The sequence below is a fragment of the Polaribacter sp. SA4-12 genome, from assembly GCF_002163675.1.
Classification (GTDB): domain Bacteria; phylum Bacteroidota; class Bacteroidia; order Flavobacteriales; family Flavobacteriaceae; genus Polaribacter.
On the sequence record NZ_CP019334.1, the window covers coordinates 3284935 to 3303379 of the forward strand.

The 18445-nt window shown below is 28.7% G+C and carries 17 protein-coding genes; 9 read left to right on the plus strand and 8 right to left on the minus strand.

Annotated elements, in window-relative coordinates:
• Nucleotides 1-58: 58 nt before the first annotated feature.
• Together queA and rlmN are read left to right on the plus strand one after the other, a co-directional pair.
• Complete coding sequence (queA, locus tag BTO07_RS14320) at nucleotides 59-1108, plus strand: tRNA preQ1(34) S-adenosylmethionine ribosyltransferase-isomerase QueA (protein ID WP_087521881.1); 1050 nt, start codon at nucleotides 59-61, stop codon at nucleotides 1106-1108.
• Nucleotides 1109-1353: 245 nt separating this feature from the next.
• On the plus strand, nucleotides 1354-2391 hold the full coding sequence (gene rlmN / locus BTO07_RS14325; protein ID WP_087521882.1) for a 23S rRNA (adenine(2503)-C(2))-methyltransferase RlmN: 1038 nt from the start codon (nucleotides 1354-1356) through the stop codon (nucleotides 2389-2391).
• A gap of 95 nt (nucleotides 2392-2486) precedes the next feature.
• Here rlmN and BTO07_RS14330 read toward each other — a convergent pair whose 3' ends face one another.
• The 4 genes from BTO07_RS14330 to BTO07_RS14345 form a co-directional block, all read right to left on the minus strand.
• Complete coding sequence (locus BTO07_RS14330; RefSeq protein WP_087521883.1) at nucleotides 2487-2750, minus strand: DUF2492 family protein; 264 nt, start codon at nucleotides 2748-2750, stop codon at nucleotides 2487-2489.
• A gap of 31 nt (nucleotides 2751-2781) precedes the next feature.
• Nucleotides 2782-3195, minus strand: coding sequence for a hypothetical protein (locus BTO07_RS14335; RefSeq protein ID WP_087521884.1), 414 nt, complete (start codon nucleotides 3193-3195; stop codon nucleotides 2782-2784).
• Between the two features lie 181 nt (nucleotides 3196-3376).
• Nucleotides 3377-3883 carry a hypothetical protein gene (locus tag BTO07_RS14340; RefSeq protein ID WP_087521885.1) on the minus strand — a complete coding sequence of 169 codons (507 nt, stop codon included), beginning with the start codon at nucleotides 3881-3883 and terminating at the stop codon, nucleotides 3377-3379.
• Between the two features lie 104 nt (nucleotides 3884-3987).
• Nucleotides 3988-4584, minus strand: coding sequence for a hypothetical protein (locus BTO07_RS14345; protein WP_087521886.1), 597 nt, complete (start codon nucleotides 4582-4584; stop codon nucleotides 3988-3990).
• Nucleotides 4585-4817: 233 nt separating this feature from the next.
• On the opposite strand from BTO07_RS14345, the gene BTO07_RS14350 reads away from it, so the two are divergent.
• Both BTO07_RS14350 and BTO07_RS14355 read left to right on the plus strand, forming a co-directional pair.
• A complete protein-coding gene (locus BTO07_RS14350) occupies nucleotides 4818-5795 on the plus strand; it encodes a polyprenyl synthetase family protein (RefSeq protein WP_087521887.1) in 978 nt (325 codons plus the stop codon).
• Nucleotides 5796-5857: 62 nt separating this feature from the next.
• A complete protein-coding gene (locus BTO07_RS14355; protein WP_087521888.1) occupies nucleotides 5858-7735 on the plus strand; it encodes a hypothetical protein in 1878 nt (625 codons plus the stop codon).
• 1 nt (nucleotide 7736) lies between these two features.
• Here the strand turns inward: BTO07_RS14355 and BTO07_RS14360 are convergent, their stop codons facing one another.
• Nucleotides 7737-9245, minus strand: a complete 1509-nt coding sequence (locus tag BTO07_RS14360) for a GH3 auxin-responsive promoter family protein (protein ID WP_087521889.1) — start codon at nucleotides 9243-9245, stop codon at nucleotides 7737-7739.
• An 83-nt stretch (nucleotides 9246-9328) separates the two neighbouring features.
• On the opposite strand from BTO07_RS14360, the gene BTO07_RS14365 reads away from it, so the two are divergent.
• A complete protein-coding gene (locus tag BTO07_RS14365; RefSeq protein WP_087522662.1) occupies nucleotides 9329-10120 on the plus strand; it encodes a DUF2797 domain-containing protein in 792 nt (263 codons plus the stop codon).
• Nucleotides 10121-10188: 68 nt separating this feature from the next.
• Complete coding sequence (locus BTO07_RS14370) at nucleotides 10189-11142, plus strand: carbon-nitrogen hydrolase family protein (protein WP_087521890.1); 954 nt, start codon at nucleotides 10189-10191, stop codon at nucleotides 11140-11142.
• A 72-nt stretch (nucleotides 11143-11214) separates the two neighbouring features.
• Here BTO07_RS14370 and BTO07_RS14375 read toward each other — a convergent pair whose 3' ends face one another.
• Nucleotides 11215-12345 (minus strand): vWA domain-containing protein, encoded by a 1131-nt coding sequence (locus tag BTO07_RS14375; RefSeq protein WP_087521891.1) that lies wholly within the window; start codon nucleotides 12343-12345, stop codon nucleotides 11215-11217.
• A 241-nt stretch (nucleotides 12346-12586) separates the two neighbouring features.
• Between BTO07_RS14375 and BTO07_RS14380 the strand changes: the two genes are divergently transcribed.
• From BTO07_RS14380 to BTO07_RS14390, 3 genes are all read left to right on the plus strand, one after another.
• Nucleotides 12587-14791, plus strand: coding sequence for a tetratricopeptide repeat-containing sensor histidine kinase (locus tag BTO07_RS14380; protein WP_087522663.1), 2205 nt, complete (start codon nucleotides 12587-12589; stop codon nucleotides 14789-14791).
• 242 nt (nucleotides 14792-15033) lie between these two features.
• The gene (locus BTO07_RS14385) at nucleotides 15034-15765 is read left to right on the plus strand and encodes a LytR/AlgR family response regulator transcription factor (RefSeq protein ID WP_087521892.1); all 732 of its coding nucleotides are present in this window, start codon (nucleotides 15034-15036) and stop codon (nucleotides 15763-15765) included.
• Nucleotides 15766-15793: 28 nt separating this feature from the next.
• Complete coding sequence (locus BTO07_RS14390; RefSeq protein ID WP_087521893.1) at nucleotides 15794-16309, plus strand: gamma carbonic anhydrase family protein; 516 nt, start codon at nucleotides 15794-15796, stop codon at nucleotides 16307-16309.
• A 169-nt stretch (nucleotides 16310-16478) separates the two neighbouring features.
• On the opposite strand, the gene BTO07_RS14395 is transcribed toward BTO07_RS14390, so the two are convergent.
• Both BTO07_RS14395 and BTO07_RS14400 read right to left on the minus strand, forming a co-directional pair.
• A complete protein-coding gene (locus BTO07_RS14395; RefSeq protein ID WP_087519519.1) occupies nucleotides 16479-17450 on the minus strand; it encodes an IS110 family transposase in 972 nt (323 codons plus the stop codon).
• A gap of 369 nt (nucleotides 17451-17819) precedes the next feature.
• Nucleotides 17820-18296 (minus strand): hypothetical protein, encoded by a 477-nt coding sequence (locus tag BTO07_RS14400; RefSeq protein ID WP_087521894.1) that lies wholly within the window; start codon nucleotides 18294-18296, stop codon nucleotides 17820-17822.
• Nucleotides 18297-18445: the final 149 nt, after the last annotated feature.

Here is an 18445-nt window from a genome sequence, read left to right on the forward strand (position 1 = left end):
ACTTGACAACGCCTATCTCGATATCGTATCTTTGCCGCCTTTACAAGCAAATATACATATGAAATTATCGCACTTTGAATTTGAGTTACCAGAAGAATTGTTAGCAACATATCCTGCTGAACATAGAGATGAGTCTCGTTTAATGGTATTAAACAGAAAAGAACAAACTATAGAACATAAGGTTTTTAAAGACGTTATAAATTACTTCGACGAAGGTGATGTTATGATGTTGAATAATACCAAAGTGTTTCCTGCAAGAATGTTTGGTAATAAAGAAAAAACTGGAGCAAGAATCGAGGTTTTCTTATTAAGAGAATTAAATGCAGAAAATAGATTGTGGGATGTTTTAGTAGATCCAGCAAGAAAAATTAGAATCGGAAACAAATTATTTTTCGGAGAAGATGATAGTTTAGTTGCTGAAGTTATAGACAACACAACATCTAGAGGAAGAACATTACGTTTCTTATATGATGGTTCTTATGAAGAATTTAGAGTAAAATTATTAGAATTAGGTCAAACGCCATTACCAAAAGCAATTGGTAGAGACGTAGAAGCTATAGATGATGAACGTTACCAAACTATTTATGCAAAACATGAAGGAGCTGTTGCAGCACCAACTGCTGGTTTGCACTTTTCTAAACATTTAATTAAACGTTTAGAAATTAAAGGAGTTGAGTTTGCAGAAACTACATTACATGTTGGTTTAGGTACATTTAGCGCTGTAGAAGTAGAAGATTTATCGAAGCATAAAATGGATTCTGAGCAAATTGATATTTCAGATGCAACTGCAGATAAAATTAACAAAGCAAAGAAAGAAAAAAGAAGAGTTTGTGCTGTAGGTACAACTGTAATGAGAACTATAGAATCTTCTGTTTCATCTAAAGGTGAATTAAAAGGATTTACAGGTTGGACAAATAAATTTATTTTCCCTCCTCATGAGTTCAGTATTGCAACTGCAATGATTACGAATTTTCACACGCCAAAATCTACGTTGTTAATGCAAGCAGCAGCTTTTGGAGGTTACGATTTTGTAATGGAAGCGTACCAAGTAGCTATCAAAGAAAAATATAGATTCTCTACTTACGGAGACGCTATGTTAATCATATAATATATTCAAGAATTTAAAAATTAAAGGTTGATAATTATTTAATTGTCAACCTTTTTTTTTATTTGGGCGTTCCCTAAAAAGGTCGCGCTTTACACTATATCTTTTTTGAAAAAACAAAAAAGGATGCCGTTTCAATCGCTAACGCAACCTACTTGCTAGCAAATTGAATAACCTCAAATTATATGTGTATTTTTGCAGATGTAATTTTTAATTACTAAATTTTTCAATCTTTTAATATTTTTATTTTGGATAAAAAGAAAGACATAAGAGCCTTATCAAAAGACCAATTACGCGATTTTTTTGTAGAAAATGGCGACAAAGCTTTTAGAGGAAATCAAGTTTATGAATGGCTTTGGAGCAAGTCTTTACATACTTTTGATGCAATGACAAACATCTCTAAAGAAACGAGAGAAATGTTAGAAACAAACTTTGTTATTAATCATATCAAAGTAGATTCTATGCAAAAAAGTAAAGACGGAACCATAAAAAACGGAATTAAATTACACGATGGTTTAATTGTCGAGTCTGTTTTAATACCTACAGATAAAAGAACAACAGCTTGTGTTTCTAGTCAAGTTGGTTGTAGTTTAGATTGTTTGTTCTGTGCAACTTCGCGCTTAAAAAGAATGCGTAATCTAAACCCAGATGAAATTTACGATCAAGTTGTTGTTATAGACAAACAAAGTAGATTGTATTATGATAGAAAATTAACCAACATTGTTTTTATGGGAATGGGAGAACCATTAATGAACTATAAAAACATGATGAAATCTATAGAGATGATTACCTCTCCAGAAGGTTTAGGAATGTCATCAAAAAGAATTACAGTTTCTACATCTGGAGTTCCAAAAATGATAAAAATGATGGCAGATGAAGAAGCTAAATTTAATTTAGCAGTTTCATTGCATTCAGCTATCGATGAGGTAAGAACTAAAGTAATGCCCTTTAATGCTACTTTTCCTTTAAAAGATTTGAGAGAATCATTAGAATATTGGTACGAAAAAACAAGTAGAGAAATTACTTACGAATATATTGTTTGGAAAGGTATTAACGATAAAAAAGAAGATATAAAGGCTTTAGTAGAATTTTGTAAGGCTGTGCCTTGTAAGGTTAATTTAATTGAATACAACCCAATTGACGATGGTGAGTTTCAACAAGCAAGTTCATCAGCAATAAACAATTATATTTCTAATTTAGAAATGCACGATATTACTGTAAATGTAAGAAGAAGTAGAGGTAAAGATATCGACGCTGCTTGCGGACAATTAGCAAATAAATCTTAAGAAATTTGTTGTATCAAATTTAATAAGAGCATAAAATAGATTTATAAAAAAAGAGATAAACGGACCAATGTATGTTTATCACTTTTTTTTAGCTTCTAATGACTATGCTTATTCTCGTCACACATTTTCATATTTGGGTCTAAAGACAGGTTTTCAGAAGTGTCGATGCTTATTTTATTTTTCATAATTAAAAAATCAAATGCTTCATTTGCGTCCATATTAGTACTAGAACAAGCATTAAAACTAACATCTGAGCCAAATTGTTCTTTTATATCTTCAACAAAAGCGTCTCTACTATTGTAAGTCTTTTGTGTGTCTTGCATCATGCGTAAAACGTCGTGTATGTGTAATTCGTTCATTTTATTGGGGGTTATTTGTTATCTTTTATTTTTATATTTTTTTCCAATTTTCGATTTGTAGATAGTTGATTTCATATTCTACTGTTTTGCCTGTAGCCAAATACTTTTTTTCAAAAATTATGAGTTCTTTTTCAAATCTTAATGGTTTTACAAATCCTTTTTCTGTTTTTGAGATTCTTGCAAACTCTCTAGTGTCTAAGTTCACCAATGTCAAAGCAGTAATTGGTCCTTTTTGGGCATCAGTAGTTAGCCATTCTTGCAATGCCAAATACTTTGATTCTGGCTGCCATTTAAATTCAAATCCAAAAATCCTATTAGAAATTAACATTCCATCTAATTTCAGTTTATAATATTCAGGACCAAATCGTATTTCTCCTTCAAATATGAAGTCGAATCCATGAGTCTTTCTGGGTGATTTATATGCTCCTTTAATATTGTTTTCCATTTTATTTAATGTGTCACAAATAACGTTGTTGAATAAGCTTTGTTGCATGGTTTAAGCAATGAATTTACTAAATAAAACGCGAACGGCGAAATTCCGAAGGAATTTCCCAAGTGAGCTAAAAACAGCAATAAAGTTTATATGGTGTTGGCAAATTGTTGTTTTTCAGTTTTTAATTAAAATTTTAAATTTTCAATGCTTTTTTCGCATATTTTAAAGGAGTTATGTGTGCTTTAGGAGCATATTTTAGATACCCAAAACTATTTTTTCTTTGACCTTCAATTTTTATACAATTTAAAAGATTATTACAGTTTAAATAGTAATATTCCATTTTAAAAACTTGAATTGTTTTTTTATAATTTTTTTCTTCTGTTTCAAAATTCTTTTCAATTTCAAAATATTGAATTGGTTTATTTTCTGAAAAATAAGTTACTCCAATAAAAATACCCCAAGATAAAAGCATTCTTTCTTTTGTTTTCAATATTTCACCATTCTTACTCCAGACTTCTAATGTTGAACCTTTTGTTATTAAAACAGGATTTAGTTTGTTATAATCAAATTTAGATTTATTCAGATTTTTGTTCGATTCAATTTTTAATATTATTGAATTAATTGAGTCAAATTTTTCATTTTGACCAAAAGCTAAATTCCAACAATTTAGAATAAAATATAAAGTTATTATCTTTTTCAAGTTATTCAGAGTTAATTTAATAGTTACTAATTTTTCCTACAATATTTGCCAACTTGGGGGTAAACTCACCTTTCTTAAGTTTATCTCCTTGTTTTTATATTTTATTAACCTCTTCTTCTTTCTAGTAATACAAACATCATTAAAGAAAGCATCACTCTATCGTCGTCATCACTATCTAGTTCACCAGTTTTAGAAACTTCAAAGTTTTTACCAAAAAAGGATTTTAATTTTTTAAGTTCAACAACCGTTTTACCTTCGTTGTTTTTTACTAGGTAGGTTGGGTTAAAAAGATATCCTGTAAAAAAACTTAAAACAGGAATTTCACCAAGTAAAGAATCTAATACTTTAACCCAAGGGTTTTTCTCGTTAATTACATATTGTTGTTTTTGATGTTCATCAATAATTTCATAATGAGCATTCCAAATAGATTTCCATCCTTTTCTAGCAACTTTTCCGAACTCTTTATTTTTTTCATCATAAAAAGAATAAGCAGTAGAAAAGTCTAACCATTTATCAGCTTTAATTTTATAGTTTAATTTAGATCTGGTATCATTCTCATAAATACTAATATCTTCTTTAAGCTTAAACATTTTTTGGCGCACATAAGCAATAGGTTTGCCACTACTATCTTTTGCTGTAAAATCATTAGAAAAAGTAGATATGTTAAATTCAAAAGTAACGGGGAAATGAATGTTTTGCATTTTAATTTATTAAGTTTAAAATTTCATAGTTTTTTAAGATTAAAAAAGAAGTTAATATTCTAATTCAATACATCTCAAATGTATTATAATAATAGAGAAACTAAGTGTTGTTTTGGTAAAAAGAAGGCTTTAAAACGCTAAAAAATGGTCATTTAGAAAGATTCTAAGTTCAATTAAAAGTTTATTAATTTATTTCTTTACTTTTGATTAATTATTATGAAAAGTATTCGTTAATGAAACCAGTAGAACTTATAAAACTTCCCATTAAAAATGAGATGGAACTCTTTGAGGAAAAATTCAAAGATTCTATGTTGTCTAAAGTTCCGCTTTTAAACAGAATTACCTATTATATTGTTCGTAGAAAAGGAAAGCAAATGCGACCAATGTTTGTTTTTTTAGTTGCAAAAATAGTTTCTGATGGTGGTTTCGATGAAAGAACTTATAGAGGAGCTTCTGTTGTAGAATTGATTCATACAGCAACTTTAGTACACGATGATGTTGTAGATGAAAGTAACAGACGTAGAGGTTTTTTCTCTGTAAACGCACTTTGGAAAAATAAAATTGCAGTTCTTGTTGGTGATTTTTTATTGTCTAAAGGTTTGTTATTATCAATAGATAATGAAGATTTTGATTTGCTAAAATTAATTTCTATTGCTGTTCGCGAAATGAGTGAAGGTGAATTGCTTCAAATAGAAAAAGCAAGAAAATTAGATATTACAGAAGCAATATATTTTGATATTATTCGTAAAAAAACGGCCACTTTAATTGCTGCTTGTTGTGGTATTGGTGCAGCTTCTGTTGGTGCAAATAATGATACTGTTCAGCAAATGAGAAAGTTTGGTGAATATATTGGTATTGCTTTTCAAATAAAAGATGATTTGTTCGATTATTCTGATGAAAAAATAGGGAAACCTACAGGGATTGATATCAAAGAACAAAAAATGACGTTGCCTTTAATTTATACTTTAAATAATTGTTCTAAAAAAGAGAAATCTTGGTTGATCAATTCTATAAAAAAACATAATAAAGATAAAAAAAGAGTAAAAGAAGTAATTGCTTTTGTAAAAGAAAACGGAGGGTTAGAGTACACGACAACCCAAATGAATGATTACAAAGATAAAGCGATCGCTATTTTAGAAAACTACCCAGAATCTAAATATAAAAGTTCTTTATTAACCATGATAGATTACGTTGTAGAACGTAAGATTTAGTTATAATTAACGCATAGTTTTTAGTATTTTTGATGTATTATTAATCGTGATAAATCAATGCTATGAACAGAATCACATTCTTTATTATAATTTCCTTTTTTTGCTATTCTTCAATAAAAGCACAAGATGCTTTTGATATTGTTTTGACTAGGTATTCTAATCAAGAAAATAAATGTACTTACTTCGATAATTATTTTAAAAACACGCCAAAAGAAATAGGCTTTTCAATTAAAAGAGAAGGAGACAAATTATATTTTCAAGTAACAGATAAAGCTTGGGCAATTCAGTTATTTAAAAAATCTGGAGATGGAATTGCATTAGACGTAGTTTCTAAATCTCGATATGATTGTGATAAAGAAATTGAAGATGTACAAATAAGAGGTACTCTTTTAAAACCTGTGTATGCACAACAATTAATAAGAGGATTTAAACCTTCTCTTGGAAATAGATTTAAAACCTTTATTGGTAGCGTTCCAGAGAACTTAAGAGAGGACGAATTAGAATTTAATATTCTTTTTTTAAATAATAAAGTGCTTTGTAGATATCAAAGAATTTATAATTTAGAATCTTATCCTTGGGAATTACTAGATATGGGAGTATATTTAGATTCCTTAACTTATAAATCAAAGAAAATAACAAATACTACAGATCAATTTATTACTAAATACAAGCAATTAAAGTTTGTAATTCCATTTCAAAAAAACAAGTCAGAATATTCTTCGGAAGATATTAAGCCTTTGTATGACTCATTAAGATTGACAGATTTTAATATCAAGAAAATTAATATTCAAGCTTATTCTTCTATTGAAGGAAGTTTAGAAAGGAATTTAGAGTTGCAAGAAAAACGTGCAAATAGTATTATAAAATCTTTACAATCTTTTCAGAAACCAGATATTGTTACAGAAATTTCATCTTCAGAAAATTGGGTTGAGTTTTTTAATGATGTTACAAACAGTAAATATAAAGCACTTAAAAACCTTTCTAAAAAAGAAGTAAAACAAAAAGTTATTGGTGCAGTTTCTAAAGAATTAGAAATGTATTTAAAAAATCATAGAAAGGCAGTAATAACGCTAAGTTTAGAAAAGAAAGATAAGTACAAAGATATGACTACAAGTACTTTAATATCTACTTTTAATCAATTGGTAAAAGAAGAAAATGTTAAAGAAGCTTTAGTGGTTCAAAACTCACTTTTCGAGAAGATAAAAGAAGAAAAAACTCCAGATAAATTATGGCGTTTAACGATACCAAAGCAAGTTAAGTTTGTACCTATCTTGAATGAGAATAGTATGTTTAAATACTTGTATAGTTTGGGGTATTCTAAAACTGCTTTCGATGAGTTAAAAAAGTTAGAAAAATTAGATCCAAAAAATAAAAGAATTAAATACAATCTAATTGTTGTGAAATTTATTATTTGGAAAAACAATTGGATGCCAATAAAAATGTCAGACTTTAAGTCAGAAATTTTAAAATTAAAATCATTTGGAATAACACAAAACTTAATTGACAGAATGTTAGTGAATTTTCATATTGTTAAAGCTCAAAAAGATTTAAGAGAAAGAAAATATGACGCAAAAGACGAATCTATAGAATTCATTATTGATACGTACGAAAACTTTAACTTGTCTGATTATGATTATTTAAGTTTAGCACAATTTTTAAATTTTTATTCTAATAAAGATGAGGCAATAGAGGTTTTGTATGATAAGGTAAGAACAATTACTATTGATGAAGATTTGTTGTTTTATTATTTAAATTTAACAATAACAGATGAGTACAGTGTTGCTTCTAGCAATTATAGAACAGTGATGTTAAATGCTATTAATATGAACAAAAAAAGGTTTTGTAAGTTGTTTAATTCTTCTTTGAATGATGGAGTTACTTTTCAGTTGTTAGAAAATAAATATTTGAAAAAAACGTATTGTGAGAATTGTAATAAGTAATTTATAGTTCTAATAATTCCTCAATAAATTTTCTTGAATTAGATAATCTAGGTACTTTATGTTGGCCACCTAATTTGTTGTTTTTCTTTAACCAACTATAGAATAAACCATCTTTAGCTTGATGTACTTTTGGTGCCATTAATGTAATATTCAAATAACGTTTTGCTTCATAATCTGAATTAATAGATTTTAAAGCATTGTCTAAAATTTCAGAAAAATACCCCATAGAAGCTGGTTTTTTACTGAATTCAATCATCCATTCATGTCCGCCTTTTTCTTTTCCTTGCATAAAAATTGGGCCAACAGTATAATCAGAAATTGTAGCTTCCGTTTTATCACAAGCAAGTTTTAAAGCATCTTCAACATTTTCAATATTTAACTCTTCACCAAAAACATTTATGTAATGTTTTGTACGACCTGTAATTTTAATTCGATAAGGATCTAAAGATGTAAAACGAATAGTATCACCAATTAAATAACGCCACAAACCACCATTTGTAGTAATAATTAAAGCATAATCGATTCCTTTTTTAACATCAGCAAGTGTAATTGTTTTTGAGTTTTCGCCATTGTATTCGCTCATCGGAATAAATTCATAGAAAATTCCGTAATCTAACATTAACAACAATTCTTTTGAATTATTTACGTCTTGAATTGCGAAAAAACCTTCAGAAGCATTGTAGATTTCATAGTATTTGAAATCTGCATTCGGAATCATTTTTTTGTACTGTTCTCTATAAGGATTAAAGTTTACACCTCCATGAAAATAGACTTCCAAATTTGGCCAAACTTCTAAGATATTATCTTTACCTGTTCTTTCTAAAACACGATTTAATAAAACCAACATCCAACTTGGTACACCGGCTAAACTTGTAATGTTTTCATCAATAGTTTCATCAATAATTGCATCCATTTTTGTCTCCCAATCGCTCATTAAAGCAACTTCTTGACTTGGAGCCGAACTAAAATCTGCCCAAAAAGGCATGTTTTCTATAATAATTGCAGATAAATCTCCAAAATAAGAACCATTGTCTTGATACACTTCAGAGCTTCCACCTAATCGTAAACCTTTACCTGTAAATAACTGCGCATCAGGATTGTTGTTTATGTAATTACACAACATGTCTTTACCCGCTTTCATATGGCAATCTTCAAGAGCATCTTCAGAAACAGGAATAAATTTACTTTTTGCATTTGTGGTTCCGCTACTTTTTGCAAACCATTTTATTTCTGTTGGCCAAAATAAATTTTGTTCACCTTTTCTACAACGTTCAATTAAAGGTTCGAAAGTTTCATATTTTTGAATAGGAACATTTGCTGCAAAGTCTTCATGGTTTTTAATGGATGAAAAACCGTTTTCTTTACCAAATTCCGTGTTTTTAGCTGTGTTTAAAAGCCTTAGAAGTAATTCGTCTTGTACATCAATAGGATATTTTAAAAACAGCTCTATTTGATGTTCTCGTTTCTTTAAAAACCAAGAAATTATAGAATTGATAATTTGAAACGCCATAGAAATTCGTAAGTTTGTTTAGTTCGATTTTTAAAATGAAAATACCTTCAAAATCGAATATTAAAAGTAGTAAAATATTTTATATGAAGTACCAAGGAGTCTTAAAAAAAATGCTGACTGAAAATGGGGATGAAATTCAGTATTATTTAGATATGAAAACTGATTTTATAAATATGAATCAGTTGTTAAACAAAGAAGTATCTCTAAGTTTTGTGAAGTATGAATGTTTAAATTGTCATTTAGAAAAACAAATTTATAGACAAGGTTTTTGTAAATCTTGTTTTTTTGATACTCCAAATGCTGGAGATTGGATTATGCGACCTGAATTAAGTAAGGCACATTTAGGTATTGAAGATAGAGATTTAGCGTATGAACAATCTGTGCAATTAAAACCACATATTGTGTATTTGGCAAATTCTAGCAATGTAAAGGTTGGAGTTACCAGAAAACAACAAGTGCCAACACGTTGGATAGATCAAGGAGCGCATGAAGCGATAGAAATTGTTGAGGTTCCTAATCGTTATTTAGCAGGAATTACGGAGGTTGCTTTAAAAGATTATGTAGCTGATAAAACCAATTGGCGTAAAATGCTGAAGAATGATGTTAAAGATGAATGTTTAATGGAATGGAGAGATCGATTAAGAGAATTTATCCCTGAAGAAGCACAACAGTATTTTATTGAAGATAATGTTGAAACACATTTAAATTTTCCTGTTTTAAAATATCCTTTAAAACCAAAAAGTTTAAACTTGATTAAAACGCCAAATTATACTGGAACATTAGTCGGAATAAAAGGACAGTATTTAATTTTTGAAGACGAAACCGTTTTTAATGTAAGAAGTAACGAAGGTTTGGTAGTTTCAATTACAATATAAAATAATCTTGTAGTAATAAATTGTCAACGTTGATACTTTGTTACTTTCAAACTTTGTAACTAAAAAAAATGAAAAACAACAACCTAAAAGTAGCATTAGCGCAAATTTCACCCGTTTGGTTGAATAAAGAAAAAACACTTGAAAAGATTGAGAAATCAATTGTAGATGCTGCAAAAGAAAGTTGTGAACTCATTGTTTTTGGAGAAGCATTATTACCAGGTTATCCTTTTTGGATTGCTTTAACAAATGGCGCAGAATGGGATTCTAAAACTCAAAAAGAAATTCACGCACATTATGTTCGTAATTCTATAACGTTAGAAAAAGGCGAATTAGATTCCGTTTGTAAATTGGCAAAAGAACATAAGATTTCTATTTATTTAGGAATTATGGAGCGTGCACAAAACAGAGGCGGACATAGTATTTATTGTTCTTTGGTGTATATAAACAAAGAAGGAGAAATAAAATCTGTTCATAGAAAACTACAACCAACTTATGATGAACGTTTAACTTGGGCGCCTGGAGATGGAAATGGATTACAAGTACATCCGTTAAAAGAATTTACAGTTGGTGGTTTAAATTGTTGGGAAAATTGGATGCCTTTACCAAGAACAGCTTTATATGGTTTGGGAGAAAATTTACACATTGCAGTTTGGCCAGGTTCTGATCATAATACCAAAGATATTACACGATTTATAGCAAGAGAATCTCGCTCTTTTGTGATTTCAGTTTCTAGTTTAATGGCAAAGTCAGATTTCCCAAAAGACGTTCCTCATTTTGATAAAATAGTAGAAAATGCTCCAGATGTTTTAGCAAACGGAGGTTCTTGTATTGCTTCGCCAAATGGAGAATGGCTTGTTGAACCCGTTTTACATAAAGAAGGATTAATTATAGAAACATTAGATTTTAATAGAGTTTTAGAAGAACGACAAAATTTTGATGTTGTTGGTCATTATTCGAGACCAGATGTAACAAAATTACAGGTGAATAGAGAAAGACAAAGCACTGTTTTTTACAACGATTAAAAGTTTTTTAATTCATAAAAAAGTCCATAAAACTTAGTTTTATGGACTTTTAAGAATCAACTAACTAAATAATTACCAAGAGTAGTTTTTTGATTTTGCTTGTCTTTTAATAGCGTTAATCATTACGTTGTTAAGCTCATCTTTTTTTGAGCCTTCTTTTTGTTTTTTGGTAATAAAACTCCTTCTTTTTGCATCATATTCTTTAATTTTTTTCTGAATTTCGGCACGCTCATTTGCTTTCTTTTTTACATAGATTTTTATTTCTGCCTCAGATTTGTTTTGTAGTTCTTTTGGTAATTTTTTCTTTTCAATTTTTTTATAATCTACTTTTTGTTTTTTATCAGCATCTACCAAATCCCAAGAAGAATTATCATACAAACGAGAGCTTTTACTAATCGTTCTTTTTACTTCAACTTCCTTACTCATTGTTAATGCGTTTGAATCTTGCTTTTTCTGATTCGAATATTTAGAATATCCTTTATTGCCATAATAAATATACGTTTTGTTCAATTTTTTATTTAGAATAATAATTTCATCATCATAAGGAGTTACAATATGTACAATCTTTTTATCCTGATTAATCGTCATATAATCTCCACCGCCTAACTTAGCACCATCTTGCCACATTCCTGAAATTCCATTAGAATAGTTTCCACAAAAAATAGTGTTGATAATTACATTCTTTTCTTTAGCATCTGTAATTGCATCTTTATAATTGATTTTCCCTTGTGTAAAAGGTTCGTTACCAGCAATAAAAATAATTCGTAAATCGTTTTTATTCTTTCCCCAAGAAAGTTCATCTAAAGATATTTTTATTACTTGTCCGCAAAACTCATTTCCACCATTTGTAGTTAAAGAAAACAGTTTTTCTGATATTTCATCTAAGTCATTACTAAACTGTAAAACTTGTTTTATGTAACCTTCTCTTGATGATAAATTAGAATTTCCATATTCATATAAAGCAATTTCTAAATTTGGTTTTTCAATTCCATATTTAGCATAAGAAAGTTCGTTTACAATTTCCCAAAGTTGTGCTTTTGCTTGATTGATTAAACCATCCATACTATTACTTGTGTCTAATAATAAGGCGACTTTAATAGTTTGTTTATTTGTTTTTTCTGTGGATGGATTTTCTGCTGCAAATTGAATTGTTGTTACAAATAATAGTAGCACTGATAAGACTTTTAATGCAAGTATTTTCATGATGTTTAATTTTAGGTAGTTATTACAGATGATTAAAAGTTTGGATGTTTTTGATACTTCAATATTAACACCAACTTAATTCATATAAAACCTAGAATGAGTGAAACCTACTTTTGAATGAGTGAATGAGATTACAAATTGAGTGAACAAATATTTTTAGTTGATAAAATGAAGGAATTATTAGAATACACGTTTTTTTTGATGCTTTTTTGTGTGTATGTTTACAGTATTAAATAGAATAATGATTTTTAAAAAACACATAACATATCTCTTTCTCTTCTTATTCCTAAGTATTTCTGCACAAGAAATAAATACAAATTTTGAATCAAATACCTTTGATGTAGAAGTAGTTGTTTTAGATAAGGATACTGATAATCCTATAAAAAATGCTGAGGTTTTTGTTAGCGGAAAGTTTTTTGACTATTCAGAAATTAGAAGTAATTATTTAATAAAAGCGAAAGTAGGAGATCAGTTAAGAATTACGCATCCAGATTTTGAAACTGTTTATTATACCATAAAATCTAACGAGGAAATTAAAATTTTGGTGGAAGATTTTTCAACAAAACAAGCATCTAAAATTAGTAAATATTCACGTAGTGAAACTGTTTCTAAGGAAGCAAATTTTTATCATCAGTATTTAGATTCAGCAAAATTTTATAAGAAAAAAGATATTGATAAAAGTCTGTCTTTTGTAGAACAGGCTTTAAAGGACAAACAATCTAGAGAACGAAATTCAGCATCTTATAAAACATTGGCAGATGTCTATTTGTATTGGAAACAATATGATTTAGCAGTAAATAATTATAAATTATCATATCAGATAAAAGAAAATATTGCAACAAAAATTGATTTAGCAAATGCTCAGTTTTTATTAAAAGATTATAAAGGAAGTGAAGCAACTTATTTAGAGTTATTAAAAGAAGACTTGAGTAATTACGAACGGATAATTGTTTTAGAAGGTTTAGGTGATATCGATTTTGATTTGAAAAAAAATACCACAGCAAAAACGTATTATAATCAATCTTTAAAAATTGCAAAATCTGAATTAGTTACTCCGAAAATTACAGATTTAAATTCAAAAATAGCCGCTGTTTTTGCTGCTGAAGGAAATGTAACTCAAGCAAATATTCGTTACAAAAACTCATTGGATTTAGCTTCTAAAGAAAATATAAGTCGTGCTTTAAAAGAAGAAGAAAAAGTAGCAGACTTTTATAATGCGAACAGACAATTTGATGCCGAAATTAAATTAAGAAAAGAAAGTCTTTTAAAGGAAGCCAAGAATAAAACGTCTAAAAAGAAACCTAGTTTACAGCCAGATTCTATTACTTCACAAAAAATAAACTACAAAATAGGAAATGCTTATATTTTAAAAGAAGAATATAAAAGTGCTATTCCGTTTTTAGAAAAGAGTAAAAAAGATGCAGACGATAAAAAAGATATTATTGTAGAAAAAGATGCGACTAGAAAATTATCTGAAGTGTATGCTGCTGTTGGAGATTATGATAAAGCGTTAGAAAGTTATCAAGATTATGTAAAGTTGGTAGATCAATCTTATATACAAAAGGAGCAAGAAATTCAGCAAGTACAACGATTTTCTAAAAAGATTTCTGACAATCAAAACAGAATTGCAAGTTTAGAAAAAGACAAGGAGTTAGCAGAGAGTAAAATCAGTTTAGCGTATATAGATAAAAAACTATCTGAAGAAAGTAATCAAAAACAGAGAACGATTATTTACGCTCTTTTTGGTGGAATTTTATTGATGAGTTTATTAGGGTATTTTATGTTTAGAAACATAAAACAACAAAAATTAGCGAATAATTTATTGGCATTAAAATCGATGCGTTCTCAAATGAATCCACATTTTATTTTTAATGCTTTAAATTCTGTAAACAGTTTTATTGCTGTAAATGACGAAAGAAATGCAAATAGATATTTAACGGAGTTTTCTGCATTAATGCGCTCGGTTTTAGAAAATTCTGATGAAGATTTTATTCCACTAACAAAAGAAATTGAGTTACTAGAATTGTATGTAAAGTTAGAGCATAATCGTTTTAAAGAAAAGTTTGATTATCAGATTTCTGTGGATAAAAATATCAGTTTAGACCAATTCTCGATTCCACCAATGTTATTGCAACCTTATATAGAAAATGCTATTTGGCACGGATTAAGATACAGAAAAGAGAAAGGAAATTTAGATATTTCAATTACAAAAAAAGATGAAGAAACGGTTGCTGTTATTATAAAAGACAATGGAATTGGTAGAAGTAAATCCCAGGAATTAAAGACAAAAAATCAGCTAAAACAGAAGTCAAAAGGAATGATTAACATTAAAAATAGAATTGCTATTTTAAATGATATGTATAAAGATCGAATTTCTGTAAATGTATCTAATGTTTTAGAAAACGGAGAAGGTACAAAAGTAGAATTGTTGCTCAAAAAGAAGTAATCAGTTTTCAGTTGCAGTTTTTAGTAAAAGTTGATTGTTTGCAAGAGTTTGTCATTCCTGCGCAGGCAGGAATCTATAATTGGCTGCTAAGTATTTTTTAATTTATTAATATTAAAAAAGTTAGCAAACAAGTTTAGCCCTGATTGAACGGTTTGTTTGAGCTCTTTTTTATTCCTTTTTAGGATAAAAAAAGCGAGTAGTGAAAGCAGGAAATAGCTTCAAAAAAAGTAAAAGAAAAAACTATGAAATTAAATGCAATCATTGTAGAAGACGAGCAAATAAGTAGAGATATTCTGCGAAATTATATTGGTAAATATTGCCCCAATGTTCAGTTGTTAGGCGAAGCAAGTAATATTGATGATGGTTATAAGTTAATTGAAGAACACGAATTAGATTTGGTGTTTTTAGATGTAGAAATGCCTTTTGGAAATGCTTTTGATTTGTTAGAAAAAGTAGAAAACAGAACGTTCGAGACTGTTTTTGTAACTGCCTACGATCATTATGCAATAGAAGCGTTAAATAATCATGCAAGTTATTATTTGTTGAAACCAATTTCTATAGACGAATTAATAAAAGCTGTAAATATTGTTACAGAAATTAAGGAAAAAGAAAACCAGTTACAACATCAAATATTAGCTCCAAAAACAAACTCTGCAACTGGTAAAATTACAATTCCTCAGCAAGATGGTTTTGAAGTTTTAGACATAAACGACATTGTTTTCTGTAAAGCAGACGATAATTATACCGAAATCCATTTGGCAAACTCTAAGAAATTAGTGAGTAAAACGCTAAAGTATTTCGAAGAAGCGTTAAAAGAATATACGTTTGCAAGAATTCATAAATCGTATTTAGTAAATGTAAATGCCATTACAAAATACAAAAAAGGAAAAGGAGGAAGCGTCATTGTTTCTAACGGAAAAGAAATTTTAGTTTCTGCCTCTCAAAAAGGAAATTTATTGTCATATTTTAAGTAAATTTATGCCTCAATTTAGAATTTAAAAAATGGCACTAATAAAATCCGTACAAGGAAAACACCCACAAATACCAGAAGATTGTTATGTAGCAGAAAACGCAACTATTGTTGGCGATGTTTCTCTAGGTAAAGAATGTAGTATTTGGTTTAATGCAGTAATTCGTGGCGATGTACATTACATCAAAATCGGGAATAAAGTAAACATTCAAGATGGCGCAGTTATACATGCAACCTATCAAAAATCGCCTACAACAATAGGTAATAACGTTTCTATTGGGCACAATGCAATGGTACATGGTTGTGTAATTCATGACAACGTTTTGGTTGGTATGGGGTCAATTATTATGGATGATTGTATAGTAGAATCGAATTCAATTATTGCTGCCGGAGCAGTGGTAACTAAAAATACACACATAAAAAGTGGAAGTATTTATGCAGGAGTTCCTGCTAAAAAAGTAAAAGATATTTCTGAAGAATTAATTTCTGGTGAGATTGATAGAATTGCCAACAATTATGTAAAATACTCAAGTTGGTTTAAAGAATAAGTTTTGGGCGTTACACAAGGTCGGGCTTTACTTTATTTTTTTTTAATACTGTCATTGCGAAGTTTACTTTTTTGTAAACTGTGGCAATCTCATTATAAGAAAGAGATTACTTCGTTTACACTCGTAATGATCTGTGTTAAAAAACTATTATTTATTGTTAAAATTTCTTTTATTTCAGAAAATATAAGTTTTGATGATTTTCATTGTAAATTTGTTTGTTAGTCGCAATAGAAAAAATTTGCTTTATTAATTTATTAGCTATTGCAATTTTAATTACTCTCTCGGGTTTTCCTTTTTCTTTAAGTCGTTCATACATTTCGATACAATTTTTATTTACTCTTTTTGCAGACCAACTACATAAATACAAAAGTTTTCTAATTTGAGGTTTGCCCATTTTACAAATATGTCCTTTACCTTTTACACTTGTTCCTGATTGATATAGCCTTGGACTAAATCCTACAAAAGCAGTCAGTTGTTTATAGTTATCAAATTTTGTGAAATTATCTGTAATAACACTCATCATAATAGCCGTTTTTAGCCCGATTCCTGGTATCGTTTTTATTCTTTCAACCGTGTCTTTATAAGCTAATCTTCCTATTTGCTCTATCTTTTTTTCAAACTTATCAATACGTCTTATTAATAATATTAGTACTTGTTTTAATTCTTTTCTAAGATCCGAACTCAACAAACCTGTTGCTTCAAAGGATTCTAATTGTCTTTTTGTTTGATGTTTTTGTTTTTTTAGTAATTCTAAAGCTGTGTAAAGTTGTTTAATTTCTATACTAGGTTTACTCTCTGGACACCATCTTTTTAACTCATATTGAGCACCATATTCGGCAATTGTCTTTGCGTCTTTTTTATCTGTTTTTGCTCTATATAATCTTGTTTGACTATATCTTCTAATTATCAAAGGATTTAATACACATACATTAAAACTAGATGCATGTAAAAAAGTTGCTAACTGAACATAATAAGGACCACTAGCCTCCATTACAATCCAGTCTGATGCACTAATCAATTTAATAAATTGCTCAAAACCTGTATTTTGATTCTTAAAAATTTTGTGAATCCATTTATCTTTTTCTAAATAAGAAACATCAAAGGTTTGCTTACTAATATCAATTCCTATAATTTTACTCATATCAAATGTTTTTATAGAAAAATTACTACATTTACTTATCAATCCTAAATACAGACTTGATGGTCTAATGATCTGTTCAAGTTTATGTAGTAAGGGGTAAAGTGATTAGCATTGCGAACGGTCTTTAATGACAAATGACGGACTATAATCTTTTCCTTTACCCTTACTTTTCTTGTTAAATATTAAATCTAATTTAAGCTTTTTAAAAACAGATCCTTATTTTTACAAACATAGGATGACGTAAATCTATAATAAAAGGTTGCTACTTCAATCCCTAACGCAAATACAAAACGTAATAAATTCAAAAACCCGATTTCAATTAAGAAATCGGGTTTTTTCAATCAACTAAAACTAATCAACCAAAACTAGTTATTTTCCTTGTTGAGGTCTTTCTCCTCTTTTGTCTCCCTTATTTTTTTTTGACCCTTTCTTTCCTTTCCTTTTATTATGAGCCATTCTCTTTCTACCTTTTTGCATTTTTTCAAACTTCTCAAATTGATCTTTATTTAAAATCTCTTTCATCCTGTTTTTCATTGCAATCTGTGTGTCTAATTGCTTATTTTTCATTGCAAACATTTCACCAGCGGTAGGTCTTTCTTTATTTTTTCTTGCTTCTTTTCTTTTTTCCATAGAAGCCTTTCTTTCTGCCATTTTTGCCATTAATAGTGGCTTAATTTCTCTCTGTTGCTTAGCTGATAAATCTAAAGCCAAAGTCATTTTTTTAACTGCCAAAGTTGTGTGTTGTTCTGCAGTTAAATTAGAACCTCTTTCTCCTCTTTTCTTTTGTGCTTGTGTAGTAAATGTTACTGCAATTACTAAAACTAAAATACTTACTATTTTTTTCATCTTTATAAATTTTAATGTTATTTTGTATACTTCTTTGACTATTGAAAAGTAAAAAGGTTTAATGTAAATTTCTGTTTAACAAGTTTTTAACATATAAGAAGTGTTTTAAAAACAAAAACTCGGCTTCAATAAAGAAACCGAGTTTTCAA

Coding starts and splice junctions, on each gene's coding strand:
- BTO07_RS14395 (WP_087519519.1), bottom strand. CDS start 17,450: ATGAGTAAAATTATAGGAATTGATATTAGTAAGCAAACCTTTGATGTT.
- BTO07_RS14400 (WP_087521894.1), bottom strand. CDS start 18,296: ATGAAAAAAATAGTAAGTATTTTAGTTTTAGTAATTGCAGTAACATTT.
- BTO07_RS14370 (WP_087521890.1), top strand. CDS start 10,189: ATGAAAAACAACAACCTAAAAGTAGCATTAGCGCAAATTTCACCCGTT.
- BTO07_RS14355 (WP_087521888.1), top strand. CDS start 5,858: ATGAACAGAATCACATTCTTTATTATAATTTCCTTTTTTTGCTATTCT.
- BTO07_RS14365 (WP_087522662.1), top strand. CDS start 9,329: ATGAAGTACCAAGGAGTCTTAAAAAAAATGCTGACTGAAAATGGGGAT.
- BTO07_RS14330 (WP_087521883.1), bottom strand. CDS start 2,750: ATGAACGAATTACACATACACGACGTTTTACGCATGATGCAAGACACA.
- BTO07_RS14385 (WP_087521892.1), top strand. CDS start 15,034: ATGAAATTAAATGCAATCATTGTAGAAGACGAGCAAATAAGTAGAGAT.
- BTO07_RS14335 (WP_087521884.1), bottom strand. CDS start 3,195: ATGGAAAACAATATTAAAGGAGCATATAAATCACCCAGAAAGACTCAT.
- BTO07_RS14345 (WP_087521886.1), bottom strand. CDS start 4,584: ATGCAAAACATTCATTTCCCCGTTACTTTTGAATTTAACATATCTACT.
- queA (WP_087521881.1), top strand. CDS start 59: ATGAAATTATCGCACTTTGAATTTGAGTTACCAGAAGAATTGTTAGCA.
- BTO07_RS14375 (WP_087521891.1), bottom strand. CDS start 12,345: ATGAAAATACTTGCATTAAAAGTCTTATCAGTGCTACTATTATTTGTA.
- BTO07_RS14360 (WP_087521889.1), bottom strand. CDS start 9,245: ATGGCGTTTCAAATTATCAATTCTATAATTTCTTGGTTTTTAAAGAAA.
- BTO07_RS14350 (WP_087521887.1), top strand. CDS start 4,818: ATGAAACCAGTAGAACTTATAAAACTTCCCATTAAAAATGAGATGGAA.
- BTO07_RS14380 (WP_087522663.1), top strand. CDS start 12,587: ATGATTTTTAAAAAACACATAACATATCTCTTTCTCTTCTTATTCCTA.
- BTO07_RS14390 (WP_087521893.1), top strand. CDS start 15,794: ATGGCACTAATAAAATCCGTACAAGGAAAACACCCACAAATACCAGAA.